General features: G+C 58.8%; 16 protein-coding genes. 6 read left to right on the top strand and 10 right to left on the bottom strand.

What is annotated here, in order from left to right:
* Positions 1–12 precede the first annotated feature (12 nt).
* From FZZ88_RS07450 to FZZ88_RS07465, 4 genes are read right to left on the bottom strand one after another with little or no spacing between them, the layout of a single operon-like run.
* Positions 13–927, bottom strand: coding sequence for a lysylphosphatidylglycerol synthase domain-containing protein (locus FZZ88_RS07450; protein WP_166017401.1), 915 nt, complete (start codon positions 925–927; stop codon positions 13–15).
* Positions 927–2135 (bottom strand): nickel pincer cofactor biosynthesis protein LarC, encoded by a 1209-nt coding sequence (gene larC / locus FZZ88_RS07455; RefSeq protein WP_166017402.1) that lies wholly within the window; start codon positions 2133–2135, stop codon positions 927–929. Before larC ends, FZZ88_RS07450 begins: the two co-directional genes overlap by 1 nt.
* Positions 2132–2779, bottom strand: a complete 648-nt coding sequence (locus FZZ88_RS07460) for a hypothetical protein (RefSeq protein WP_166017403.1) — start codon at positions 2777–2779, stop codon at positions 2132–2134. Before FZZ88_RS07460 ends, larC begins: the two co-directional genes overlap by 4 nt.
* Complete coding sequence (locus tag FZZ88_RS07465) at positions 2779–3399, bottom strand: hypothetical protein (protein WP_166017404.1); 621 nt, start codon at positions 3397–3399, stop codon at positions 2779–2781. The genes FZZ88_RS07460 and FZZ88_RS07465 overlap by 1 nt, the downstream gene beginning before the upstream one ends.
* 93 nt (positions 3400–3492) lie before the next feature.
* Between FZZ88_RS07465 and FZZ88_RS07470 the strand changes: the two genes are divergently transcribed.
* On the top strand, positions 3493–4305 hold the full coding sequence (locus tag FZZ88_RS07470) for a hypothetical protein (protein WP_226423697.1): 813 nt from the start codon (positions 3493–3495) through the stop codon (positions 4303–4305).
* On the opposite strand, the gene FZZ88_RS07475 is transcribed toward FZZ88_RS07470, so the two are convergent.
* On the bottom strand, positions 4271–4555 hold the full coding sequence (locus FZZ88_RS07475; RefSeq protein WP_166017405.1) for a hypothetical protein: 285 nt from the start codon (positions 4553–4555) through the stop codon (positions 4271–4273). The two genes, FZZ88_RS07470 and FZZ88_RS07475, sit on opposite strands and share 35 nt — an antisense overlap.
* A gap of 55 nt (positions 4556–4610) precedes the next feature.
* Here FZZ88_RS07475 and xth point away from each other — a divergent pair, with 55 nt between their 5' ends.
* Positions 4611–5441, top strand: coding sequence for an exodeoxyribonuclease III (xth, locus tag FZZ88_RS07480; RefSeq protein WP_226423698.1), 831 nt, complete (start codon positions 4611–4613; stop codon positions 5439–5441).
* A gap of 6 nt (positions 5442–5447) precedes the next feature.
* On the opposite strand, the gene FZZ88_RS07485 is transcribed toward xth, so the two are convergent.
* A complete protein-coding gene (locus FZZ88_RS07485) occupies positions 5448–6899 on the bottom strand; it encodes an FAD-linked oxidase C-terminal domain-containing protein (RefSeq protein ID WP_166017645.1) in 1452 nt (483 codons plus the stop codon).
* 136 nt (positions 6900–7035) lie between these two features.
* Here FZZ88_RS07485 and hemL point away from each other — a divergent pair, with 136 nt between their 5' ends.
* Genes hemL through FZZ88_RS07500 form a run of 3 tightly spaced genes read left to right on the top strand, consistent with a single transcriptional unit; the run spans position 7036 to position 9224 of the window.
* The gene (gene hemL / locus FZZ88_RS07490; RefSeq protein WP_166017646.1) at positions 7036–8337 is read left to right on the top strand and encodes a glutamate-1-semialdehyde 2,1-aminomutase; all 1302 of its coding nucleotides are present in this window, start codon (positions 7036–7038) and stop codon (positions 8335–8337) included.
* A gap of 7 nt (positions 8338–8344) precedes the next feature.
* On the top strand, positions 8345–8809 hold the full coding sequence (locus tag FZZ88_RS07495; protein ID WP_226423699.1) for a hypothetical protein: 465 nt from the start codon (positions 8345–8347) through the stop codon (positions 8807–8809).
* A complete protein-coding gene (locus FZZ88_RS07500; RefSeq protein ID WP_166017407.1) occupies positions 8784–9224 on the top strand; it encodes a cytidine deaminase in 441 nt (146 codons plus the stop codon). The genes FZZ88_RS07495 and FZZ88_RS07500 overlap by 26 nt, the downstream gene beginning before the upstream one ends.
* A gap of 262 nt (positions 9225–9486) precedes the next feature.
* Here the strand turns inward: FZZ88_RS07500 and FZZ88_RS07505 are convergent, their stop codons facing one another.
* Positions 9487–9954, bottom strand: a complete 468-nt coding sequence (locus FZZ88_RS07505; RefSeq protein ID WP_166017408.1) for a nucleoside 2-deoxyribosyltransferase — start codon at positions 9952–9954, stop codon at positions 9487–9489.
* A complete protein-coding gene (locus tag FZZ88_RS12260; protein ID WP_370629774.1) occupies positions 9954–10199 on the bottom strand; it encodes a hypothetical protein in 246 nt (81 codons plus the stop codon). Before FZZ88_RS12260 ends, FZZ88_RS07505 begins: the two co-directional genes overlap by 1 nt.
* A 182-nt stretch (positions 10200–10381) precedes the next feature.
* On the opposite strand from FZZ88_RS12260, the gene FZZ88_RS07515 reads away from it, so the two are divergent.
* Positions 10382–10642 carry a hypothetical protein gene (locus FZZ88_RS07515; protein WP_166017410.1) on the top strand — a complete coding sequence of 87 codons (261 nt, stop codon included), beginning with the start codon at positions 10382–10384 and terminating at the stop codon, positions 10640–10642.
* 74 nt (positions 10643–10716) lie between these two features.
* Here FZZ88_RS07515 and FZZ88_RS07520 read toward each other — a convergent pair whose 3' ends face one another.
* Together FZZ88_RS07520 and FZZ88_RS07525 are read right to left on the bottom strand one after the other, a co-directional pair.
* Positions 10717–11712, bottom strand: a complete 996-nt coding sequence (locus FZZ88_RS07520; RefSeq protein WP_166017411.1) for a glycosyltransferase family 2 protein — start codon at positions 11710–11712, stop codon at positions 10717–10719.
* Between the two features lie 247 nt (positions 11713–11959).
* Entirely contained in the window at positions 11960–12457 is a 498-nt protein-coding gene (locus FZZ88_RS07525; protein WP_166017412.1) for a YajQ family cyclic di-GMP-binding protein, read from the bottom strand.
* Positions 12458–12502: the final 45 nt, after the last annotated feature.

Genomic DNA, 12502 nt, shown 5'->3' on the forward strand with positions numbered 1-12502 from the left:
ACAGCCAGGGGGTCAGCATGAACGTTTCAAACGTTGCTCCACCAGCCGATCCGCTACAAGTGCCGCGCTGGCGGCAACATCCGCAAGGGTGGACAAGAGCCTATAACTGAGCACGACGGCCAGTAACTGCGCTTCCGGCACGGCAGTACCCAACCGAAGCAACAAGGTGGCTTCAAAGACCCCCAGACCACCAGGTGCACCGGGGACCACCAGCCCAACAGCATAGGCCAGGCCAAATGCTGCGAGCCAGCTGAATGGCGCTGGGCTGCGAATGCCAAAGGCCTGCACGCTGCACCAGAACCCGGCAAAGCGGCAGAGCACAAACAGCAGCTGAAGGGTGAGTGGCCGCCAGGGGTAGCCGCCGCGGCCGCTCCCCTCACTCTCCAATGGCCCGCCGCCAGCCGACTGCAACTGCGCCGCCTTCGAACGCTCCAGCCGACGCAGGAGCGGCTCCCGCCACCGCGGAATCATCAGGAGCGCTGGCAAGGGAGCGAGCAGTGCGAGGCCCTGCTGCCATCCACCAGCAACCACAACAAGAACGGACGCCGCCACGATCAGGAGCGGATCAAGAATCACACCGGCCAGGGCCGGTCCACCGCCAATCACCGGGCGTAGCACCCGGACCCGCTCCACCAGATGCCAGATTCCACCTGGCAGGTACTTCAGCAGGTTGGTGCGCACAAACAGCGGCACCACCGCAAGGCCCTGGGGAGGGTGCCTCAACCAGACCAGCAGCTCGCTCCAGGCCAAACCATTGATCAGGATGCTGAGCCAGGTCAGGCCCAGACCCAGCAACAGCCACCACCAACCATTGGCCACCAGGCTCAGCTGGCGAAGCTGGCCAGCCTGCTGGGCCATGGCCACAGCGATGAACACCAGGCTGGCCAGCGTGATCCAGAGCTTGGGTTGACGGAGGATTTTGCCCATCAGGCCCAGTCTTCCGTGCTGACAAACGGTGCAGCAGCTGCGGCGGCCCTCAGCTCGTCAAGACCACACCCAGTGCTGGCCTGAAGAGCCTCCAGGGCATCAGCTTCGGCTTTGACGGTGCAACGGCCATCCGGGCGCCGCACTTGTTTGGCGGCGAGGGGGCCCCAGGGGGTGTCGAGCACACCATGGCGCCTCGGCAACACCCAGCGTCCCTGGCGCCGCTCCCGCAAACCAATGCTGCTGCCAGCACTGAGCCAAAGCCTGCGCATCTCGTCGGCATCACCATCCCGCACCAACGCAGTTATGGACTGACCACTGCGGCCCTTTTTCATCAGCAACGGCTGCACCGCCACATCGATCGCTCCCGCCTCACGCAAGCGATTGGTCAAGACCGCAACCTCTTCTGGGGTGGCGTCATCGATCCAGGCTTCCTGCACGACCAACGACTCCCAACGGGGACCTTCCACCGCATTCGCCGCTGGGCTGTGCAACACCAAGCGCACCAAGTTGGGGCGGTCCAGTTGGCGATGGCCGAGGCCGACGCCGATCTTTTCGGCCACCAGAACATCAGGGGCCACAAAGCGATCCGCCAGCACCGACACCAAGGCCAGACCCGTGGGCGTCACCAATTCACCCGTGGGCAGGCCACCACCCTGTAGAAGCGGAATGCGGTGACGACGCGCCAGTTCAAGCACTGCAGGAACGGGGACGGGCAACAGGCCATGGGCTGTTGACACCGTCCCGCTCCCGGCAGGCAACGGGGAACAGACAATCTCAGCAGGGTTGAGAGCTTCAATTGCCGCACAGACCCCCACCACATCAACAAGGGCATCGATGGCCCCCACTTCATGGAAGTGAACAGCCTCCGCCGAGGTCCCATGCACCGTGGCTTCGGCGTCCGCCAGGCAGGTGAACACGGCAAGAACGGTTTGCTTCAGCGATGGAGCCAAGGCAGCTGCATGGATTTGATCGCGGATCTCCGACCAGTGGCGATGGGGAGGCTGATCCTCGAGCCCCTGCACATCAACGCGGATCCCCCGCAGACCACCGCTGCGCGCCTCCTGCCTGGTGATGCGGTAGCACCCTGCCAAACCGAGGGCCTCCAGAGAAGACTCCACCAGGGACTGGTCCACGCCCAGATCCAGCAGTGCCGCCAGGAGCATGTCCCCCGCCAAACCCGTTGGCGCATCAATCCAGAGAGCACTCATCGCCCCAGACGCGGGGCCGCCTCCAACAGCGCACCCGCCTCACGGTCAAGCGCCTGACGCTGCTGACGCAGTTGCTGCTCGATCTCCCGACGGGCCCGACGCTGCTCCCGCTGAGCGGTGGCCACGTCATGGCCAGAGAGTCCCCAGAGCCTTCCCAGCAAAGCGCGGTCATCTGCACCACCACGGGCCTGACCGAAGACCACGGTCTCCGCGGCGATGCCGGCCTGCAGGACCCGGCTCCAACGCCGCAGATCCTCGAGGGGCATGCGAACACTGTCCGGCACAGTGAACTCAGTGGCACCACTGCTGCGCAGCCCCGCACGCACACAGGCCAGGGTTCCAACCAGCACCTGCTGCACCGGAAGTTTCTCCTCTTCCGCAATCAGGACATGGCCCGCCTCATGCACCGCAATCCGACGCAGACGCTCCTGACCACCGGGCAAGGCTTCGGCCAGGATGTGACCACCCATGCCCTGCCAGGTGGCGGCATCAACACTGAGGGTGACCAGGGCACCACCAACAGCCACCACAATCCAAGCGGAGGACAGACCCAAGGCAGGGCCAAAGGCTCCGAGAACGGTGATGCCAGCAACGGCGACACCGGCTCGCAAAGCTCCCGTGGACCCCTGCCCCTCCTCCGCCATCAGCTCCGAACGCGGGAGGTGGCACGACCTCGGCCTCCCTTGGATTTGCCGCCACGCGTCGGCATCGGGGCAATCACCTCGTGCTGTTCCAGGTGAAGTTCCTGTCCCTGCCGGCGAAGGTCAAGGCTGACGAAGTGGCGCAGGTGTTCCAGGGGAAGCTCGCCCTTGATCTGGAGCTTGAAGGGGAGCGGTCGTTGGCCGTCGGCCCGGGCCTGCTGCCGCACCTTCACAACCATTTCGCCGGTCTCCGGCTTGGTGAAGATCAACTCCCCCCTGATGGAGAAATAGTCGTCTCCCTCAGGCAAGGTGTCCGAGGCATCGGCTTGGTCTGGAGCGAGAGTGCTGGGTTCCCAGACCCCGGCGATCTGAAGATGCAGATGATCACTTTCGCGGCTTCTGGGGTACACCACCCAAAGGTGCGGTTGATCCAAGGGCAAATGCCTCCTGATCAAAGTGAGCACTCGACCGAGCACAACGGTTTCCAGGGGGACTCCCGTGGCATCGGTCAACGTGCCGCGGGTGAGTTGCTCGGGATCGGTCGGGGCGTAGATACCCCGGACGAGACCGATGGCCCGGTATTGCAACGGCTCTGTGACCGGGGGAATCGGATGGGCGCGCATTGATCCAGATCCGGGCGGAGTCAAAAGCCCTTGTGAAGACTGTAGCCAGCCCACAGCAATCCCCTCAGACTGAAAGATCTGATTCGAGATCGGATGCCGAGCCCGCGCCGAATCCTGTTGCTGCTTGTGTCCATGGTTGGGGCGGCACTGGTCGGTTGGATCGCGGCTGCCTCTATGGCTCCGGAAACCCGCGCGCGCGGGAGTCGTCTGACTGAAGATCTGCAGATCGAAACGCTGATGCAGCAACTCCAACTCCAGGAGGAGCTCAGCGAGGCAGAACGTTTTCTCCTTCTGGAACGTTTTATTGCGCTGGAACGTCTGCAGGAGGCCGAAGTAGCACTGCAACCGTGGATCACAGCGCGTTCCACCCCCCGCGAACTCACCCTGTTCAAAGCGGAGCTGCAACGCCTCAATGGCCAGCCTGAGGCAGCCCGACGCAGCCTCAACCAACTCTTGCGCCTGCATCCGAATGATCCGCAGGTGTTGCAACTACTCGTGCTCCTGGATCAGCAGCGGGGACGCCAAAATCTGGCCACAGCTGAGCTCACCGCCCGGTTCAAGGGCCTGGAGCCTGGCCAACGTCTAGAGATCGGTCTGCTTCTGGCCGATCTTCTACGTCAGGGCGGATCCCAACAGGCAGCGGTCAACCTGTATCGCCAACTGGCTGCAGAGGAACCGACCAACTCAAGGCCCTTGCTGGCCCTTGCGCTGTTGCAGCAAGACCTAGGTCGTACAAAAGATGTTGATGCTCTGCTGAAGCAGGCCCGTCAACGGCAGGATTCAAACGGACGAATCGAACCATTGATCGATGTTCTGGCAGGACGACTGGGTTTGAGCGCTGCACGCAACGCCTCCACGGAACAGCTGGGCGCTACGGCGATTCGGGCTGGTTCTGGAAGGCCTTGAGCGCCTCATCAATGGCATCGGAGGGTGGCGTGGCGTCATCCATGGCCGTCGAACGTCTGATCCTGTTCAGCAGATCCATGGGATTGGCGGCATCGAGAACTGAGCCGTTGTCATTGGACTCTCCGTAAATCTCGCGTTCTTCGCGGTTCTGATAAGGCGCATCCACCTGGGCATTTGCGCCAACAGGCATGGTCGCTGCGATCAGGCAGGGCAGAGCAAGTTGTGCGACAGCCGCAAGACGGGAGGACATCAGCGGATTTCGGGGTGGGCTGATGCTAAGGGTCTTTTTCACTACCGGATCAACCGTGCAGATCGCCACCTGGAACGTGAATTCCGTTCGCACGCGACTGGATCAGGTGCTCAGTTGGTTGGAAAACGAGCAACCGGATCTTCTCTGTCTGCAAGAAACCAAGGTGGATGACCCGCTGTTTCCTTTGCAGGACTTCAAATCTGCCGGCTGGCACGTGCACATCCATGGCCAAAAGGCTTACAACGGCGTCGCCCTGATCAGCCGCGACCCCTTGGAGGATGTGCGCTGCGGATTCGTTGGGGAGCTCCCTGACGAGTCTGAAGCTGCTGATCTCGGCGAACAAAAACGCGTGATCAGCGCACTGCTGAATGGCGTCCGCGTGCTCAACCTCTATGTGCCGAATGGATCAAGCCTGAAATCAGAGAAATATCCCTACAAACTGACCTGGCTTGGTTGCCTAAAGCGTTACCTCGAGGCCCAGCAGGAGCGCGGCGAACCACTGTGCATGGTCGGCGACTTCAACATCGGGCTTGAAGCACGCGATCTTCCCGACCCAGACCGACAAACCGGCGGCATCATGGCCAGCGATGCTGAACGCAGTGCTCTTCGTGCCGCCCTTGGGGAGCGGCTTCAGGACGTGTTCAGAGTCTTCGAGCCAGATTCCGGCCACTGGAGCTGGTGGGATTACCGCAGCGGCGCCTGGGACCGGGACCGCGGCTGGCGCATCGATCACATTTATCTCTGCGAGGAACTGCTGGGGCTAGCCCGGAGCTGCATCATCCACAAAGGCATACGCGGCAACCTGCAACCCAGTGACCACGCACCGGTCAGCGTTGACCTCGACTGGCCTCCATCCGATGACGACAACGATGACCTGCTGTTCTGATCGCAGTCAGTAGAGCTCCACGCCTGCTGGCAGCGTCACCATGCGTTTGGCCGATTCACCACAGGTGCGCGGCGTGGGAAGCACCTTGCCTGGATTGGCGCGGTTGTCGGGGTCGAAAGCAGAGCGCAACAGACCCATCGTTTCCAGATCATCCGGGCCGAACATCCAGTCGAGATAGCAACGCTTGTCGGCCCCGACGCCATGCTCACCGCTGATGCTGCCCCCGGCGTCGAGACACACCCGCAGGATGGCGGCACCGAGTTCCTTCACCCTCCGCTCCACATCGGGCTGATCCAGGGAATACAAGATCAATGGATGGAGGTTGCCATCACCCGCATGGAAAACGTTGGCCACGGGCAGGCCGTGCTCCTGGCTGAGCCCTTCAATCTCTGCAAGCACCGATGGAAGGCTGCTGCGAGGCACCACACCGTCTTGCACGTAGTAGGTGGGCGTGATTTTGCCGACCGCTGAGAAGGCAGATTTACGACCTTTCCAGAGCACAGCGCACTCCGTGGGGTCCTGGGCCCGACGCAGGCCACGGGCCCCCGCTGCCCGACACAGCTCATCGGCCCGTTCTGCTGATGCCTGAACCTCAGCGTCCTGGCCATCCAGCTCAATCAACAGCACCGCTGCAGCGTCACGGGGGTACTCGTCGTAACCGAAAAAATCATTCACGGCGTTGATGGTGACGTTGTCCATGATTTCCATCCCGGCCGGCAGCAGACCTGTCGCGGTCACAGATCGCACCGCTTCCCCCGCAGCTTCCATCGTGGCAAAATCTGCCAAAAGCACGTTCACGCACTCCGGCGCCCGCAGCAGGCGCAGGGTGATGGCCGTCGCGATGCCCAGCGTCCCTTCACTACCGATGAAGGCACCACGTAGATCCAACTCGCAGGATTCCGCCAGCCCGTTGCCCAGCTGGGTGGTTGTTCCGTCGGGCAACACCACCTCAAGCCCCAGCACGTGGTTGCTGGTCACGCCGTACTTAAGGCAGTGCACCCCGCCTGAATTTTCTGCCACATTGCCGCCAATGCTGCAGACCACCTGACTGGATGGATCCGGGGCGTAATAGAACCCGTCACCCGCCACAGCCCGCGTCACCCAGCTGTTGATAACCCCAGGCTGAACTGTGACCCGCTGATTGGCTAAATCAAGCTCGAGCACCCGACGCATCCGACTGGTAACCACCAAGAGCGCTTCCTGATCCACCAGCGCTCCCCCCGATAGGCCGGTACCGCTGCCGCGAGCCACGAATGGAACACCGTGTTGATGGCAGCACCGCAGGATGGCGGCAACCTGATCGGTGGTTTCTGGCAGCACCGCGAGGGGTGGGCAATGACGCTCAAGCGTCAGTCCGTCACAGTCGTAACTCAGCAGTTCCTGACGCTTCGCCACGATGGCCCGAGGGGGCAGACAGCGGCGCAGATCCCTCTCCAGAACTGACCAGTCGTGGCTCACAGCGATCTCGATCTGACCCAAGACTACGCATCAAAAAGCTTGCGAAGTAGGCATTTAAGAAACACAGCAAACAGAACTGGACGTTCCTGAGTCAGGATGTTGCACGGTTTGCATCAGCCCTTTGGCGTCGGTTCCAGTGACAGCTCCCGCGTTGAACACCAGCCATTCCGAAGCCATCTTCGGAGCAGCACAGGCCCTGATGCCCGGAGGTGTCAGCTCCCCTGTGCGGGCGTTCAAGTCGGTCGGCGGTCAGCCGATCGTGTTCGATCGGGTCAAGGGTCCCTACGCCTGGGACGTGGATGGAAATAAATACATCGATTACATCGGCAGCTGGGGGCCTGCAATCTGCGGCCACGCCCACCCCGAGGTGATCGCAGCACTGCAGGAGGCGATCGAGAAGGGCACCAGCTTCGGAGCACCCTGTGCCCTGGAAAACACTCTGGCCGAGATGGTGATCGACGCTGTTCCCAGCGTTGAGATGGTGCGGTTCGTCAACAGCGGTACGGAAGCCTGCATGGCTGTGCTGCGCCTGATGCGCGCCTACACCGGCCGCGACAAGGTGATCAAGTTCGAGGGCTGCTACCACGGCCATGCGGACATGTTCCTGGTGAAGGCTGGTTCGGGAGTTGCAACCCTTGGTCTGCCCGATTCTCCAGGCGTGCCCCGCAGCACCACCGCCAACACCCTGACGGCTCCATACAACGATCTAGAGGCCGTTAAAGCTCTGTTTGCCGAGAACCCCGACGCCATCTCGGGCGTCATTCTCGAGCCGATCGTCGGCAACGCTGGTTTCATTCAGCCGGAACCAGGCTTCCTCGAGGGGCTACGCGAACTCACCAAGGAGAACGGAGCTCTGCTCGTGTTCGACGAAGTGATGACGGGATTCCGGATCAGCTACGGCGGCGCCCAAGCCCATTTCGGTGTCACCCCAGACCTCACGACCATGGGCAAGGTGATTGGTGGTGGTCTGCCCGTTGGCGCCTATGGCGGCCGCGCCGACATCATGGGAATGGTCTCGCCTGCAGGCCCCATGTATCAGGCCGGAACCCTCAGCGGTAATCCCTTAGCGATGACTGCAGGTATCAAGACCCTTGAATTGCTCAAGCAGCCCGGTGCCTACGAGAAGCTGACCGCCACAACCCAAAAGCTCGTGGCGGGCATCAAGGAAGCAGCCCAGGCCGCCGGCGTACCGATCACAACCGCCAGCGTGAGCGCCATGTTCGGCTTCTTCCTCTGCGAAGGCCCGGTGCGTAACTTCGAGGAAGCCAAAGCCACGGATTCGGAACGCTTTGGCAGGCTGCACCGCGCCATGCTCGAACGGGGCGTCTATCTCGCTCCTTCCGCCTTCGAAGCAGGTTTCACCTCCCTGGCGCACTCCGACGCCGACATCGAAGCCACGATCAACGCCTTCCGCGAAAGCTTCGCGGCCGTGGCCTGATCCCGCGGTGCTGGCCTCAGCACTTCCTCCACCTCCACTGGTCTGCACGATCCAGACCGTGGAGAGTCGGTGGTCAGGTCAGCCCATTCCTGGCATTCGTCAGCTTGAGCAGCAGCAATTCCGGATTGATCGGGGTGGCAAACCGAGCATTGAACCAGCGACAGTGATTGAGAGCAGGCTCACACCTCTGGTGGAACGGTTCAGCAGTTCAGGGGTTGAACAGAGTGAACTCTCAGGGATGACCTATCACTGGTCCTACGAAGCCCCCTTGGGCCCTCTCCAATTCAACAGTGGAGGAGTCGCCACAAGGCCAGCCAGCGAAAGTCGTGTCGCGGTGAGCGGCGATTTGATCATTGATCCAAAAAACGGTTTCAAACTCAGCCAGCAATCGCGCCTAACCCAATCCGGTGGAACTCAAACCCTGAGCAGCCTTCTTGAAAAAGCCCATGGCTCCTGCCGTGAACAACGCTGAGTCGCTTCTGGCGCAGGCTCGGCAGGCAGCCAAGCGTGCCCACTGCCCTTATTCAAACTTCCATGTGGGTGCCGCCGTGCTGTGCGAAGACGGCAGCGTGATCGACGGCTGCAACGTGGAAAATGCCAGTTATGGGCTGAGCATCTGTGGGGAGCGCGTCGCGCTGTTTACCGCAATCAGCCTTGGCAAACGACCAATTGCACTGGCCGTGAGCTGTATCGATGCCCAGACCGATGCCTCCCCTAGCTCACGCATGCCATGCGGCGCTTGCCGTCAGGTGATGCAAGAACTCCTGCCGAGTGATGCCCATGTGAGCATCGACGGGGTTGGCACCATGCAGCTTGACCAACTTCTCCCAGCACCATTTCAACTTGCTGCACCAAACACCGATCAAAAATCGCAGCAACAGATTTAAATCAATGAAACAACACTTCAGAGAAAGAATTTTGAGATTTCTTTGACCACTAAGCAATGAAACAGAGCAAAATTGCGGTCCAGCTCCGAACCAAATAAGTCTCGAATGGATGAATTCAATTGATCCCCAAAAACATTGTACCCACACTCTCGTCGCTCAAACCAGCACTAAAAAGACTTTCCGGCAAAGCAAGAGCTCTATCAATGCTGCCAGCCAGCCGACAACGAACTACAGAATCATGCCCTTGACATGCAGACAAAAATCAAGACTGAGCCCAGCGCGCCAAGGCTTTCTGAGGATCACTGATTTCAGACAAATCGCTATAAACGTACTGAGACCATTCAACCTCTGGGAGGCCTGCAAACAGCATCAAATTGAGCGGATACTCTTCTGAATCCGTACAGCGACGAAAATCGTCCCGAAACAAGAAGGTTGGCTTACCAAGAGCAATCGCGGCCCCAAGCTCCACCATCACCCCTTCATCAGGTGGCGTTCCGTTCACGATTGCGAATAAGGCTTCGGCATCACGCACATCCTGCAAGTCCCGCTGGGCAACGCGATAGGCCCAACCCGGTTCCGCCAAGTTCACCTGACCATTTCGCGCAAAGGGCTCCCAAACCTCGAGCCCCAGGTTTTCCAACGCCCTGATGAACTCTGGCAACAACAACCGCTTCCACTGGGCCGAAAAGCCGTAGGGAGACGCCAGATAAATCGTGTGCAAGGAGCTCATTACAGCCCATGAGAGGCGCGGTAGGCGTGCTCATCTGCACGAGCCTGTTCGAGGTTTTCCCAAGGGAACACCACCCATTCCGAAGACTCTGCAACCACCGCTGCCGTCCACCAATCCGTGCAGCCCTTGCTCACCCATACAGCAAAGGATGCCTGCGGAACCTGAGCCTTCAACGCCTTCAACGTGCGCCCAGTTTCATAGACATCATCGACTATCAACGCCGATTGTTCTGGTGATGACAGCATGGGGCGATCGATGGCATGACTCAGCGCCACCGCTAGGCACAGTCCCCCCCTAGGGACCCCGTAAACCCCGGTCACCGCTGACTTTGCAAACCGTGAAGCCAGCAGCTGCACAGCCTGATCAAATTGGGCCCAGGTGAGAACCTGCATAGCCGGAGAATGGCACATCCACGCTGCAGTGCACTTTGAGTAGAGACATCCCCCCCCAGGAACAAACCCGCAAATGGTTTCGCAGTCATCTGCTCAACCGGGAGTTGGAATTGCAGGAGCTCTATGACCTGCCGCAGGGAGAACTCGATCTGCTGATGGCCGAAACCGCAGAGATCCGCTCTGATGCAGAGAACCGATCTCGTAGCCACGGCCGCTGGTGCACCGCTGGCTATGTGCTGGAACTCGCCCGGATTATTGACGGTCGACGATCACGAGACCAGGACGATTGCAGATAGATCATTCGATCATTCCCTGAATGATGATTCGCACTACCAGATTGAGAGTGCAAGCCAACAACCACAATGCAGGCTTACGAGCCATCTCTAAACATCAACAACGAATCCCGAGCATTTTCAAAAAAGCCAAGCGACGACTGACGAAACTTAAAATCAAGCCGAAGCAATTTCAGCACTCTTTTCTGATAGCTGATCTTATGTGGATCAGAAGCAAGCAGTTGCTGCGTTGCCCCAATTTCTCGGGCAATCGTACGTTTGCGATAGACCTTTTGGATCTTCACAACGCTTTCTCGAAGCTCTTGCTTGGCCGCCTCTGGATCACCATCAACATTGTCACGAAGATGCTTCAACATGGACCGATCCAAAGACATGCAGTAGGGATCAATCTGTTCGGGCATCGAATTGAGAACGTTCAATAGAAATGCAACACGAGCATGACGGCTCGGGAAATCCATCGAGTCAACATCCGAATCCAGATTCACTTGCTTGCGTCCTGAACTCTGTGCCAGAGTTCGCTTCACCACTCCGCCTTCTTTTAATAGAAGATCATCAAGACCGCGGAGGTAGTAATGCTGAACAGGAAATTGTTGCCCCTCAGCAACCCCAAGGCAACGCCCTGATCCACGGGTGATGGAGGCATGAAGACGAAGCCGCTTGAGTGCAGATGTTTTCACGATTGATTTAACCTGGGGAAAAACAAAAAATCTCTTTTGAGCAGACTCAAAGAAATCATCATCCATAGATGCCGTCAACCTCCACGGCATCAGGAGAGATTCAACATTTTCTTCGTCAAGAAATCGAAATAGATCTGGATGCAGGTATTCATCAGCATCGATAACAGCAACATAATCCTCTCGAATCAGATCCTTAACACTGCCAATCCTCTGCCCTTCAGACTCATGGAATTCTATTCCATTTTTAGCGAATATATCCCTACATAACGGCGCCGCCCCTGGAGCAATCACAGGATAAAAAGCTTCAACACCAAGACGACGGTGATGATTAATGAAAGACTGCAAGTAGGGAGCTTCGCCATCGAAAACACGAACTGCGATAGCGAAACTGCTCACCAAACAAAAGAATTTTTTTCAAACTACCACAACATGTCTTTGAAAACATGTTGCAACCATGAGCTTGAGGCATGGAATCCGACCTCCCCTAAATCAAGAGGGATCTTCACGGTGTCAGAACCGCGCTCTCTACGGCTTTGACGGTGAACCCCCACGCCTTTGTTATGGCAGACCTGGTCATTGTCACAAAGCCAAAGCAGTTCGTCGGTTTGGTATCACCTCAACAGCAGACCCTGCATCCTTGTGATCAGCGATAGTTCTCAAACTGGAGGGGTACATCAAGTTCATCTTCTTTGCTTTTTACAAGCTGAATAGCAGCCTGAAGATCGTCCTTGTTCTTGCCCGTGATCCGCACACTTTCACCCTGGATCGCCACCGTTACCTTCTTCAGTTCGTCACGCACCATCTTACTTAGTTTTTTGGCAATCTCCTGACTGAGGCCCTTACGCAGCTTCACCACCTGCTTCACCCGATTACCCCCCGCCGTTTCAGGAGTTTGAAAATCAAAAATCTTGAGGGAAAGATTGCGCTTGGTCGCTTTGGTTCGAAGCACATCCTCCACAGCTTGAAGTGTCATATCACTGGCCGTGGTTATCACCAGCTCTGTTTCTTCCAGATCAATCTCAGTGTTGGAATCCTTGAGGTCATAACGATTACCCACATCTCGACGCACCTGATCGAGGGTGTTCACCAGCTCCTGACGGTCAAAGTCAGAGACCACGTCGAAGGAATACGTACTGGCCATGTCGCGAGTGCGTCGATCGTCCAGCTTAGAAAGCCGCCGCCCCCC

Origin of the sequence: Synechococcus sp. PH41509 (assembly GCF_020514285.1) — a bacterium.
GTDB lineage: Bacteria > Cyanobacteriota > Cyanobacteriia > PCC-6307 > Cyanobiaceae > Parasynechococcus.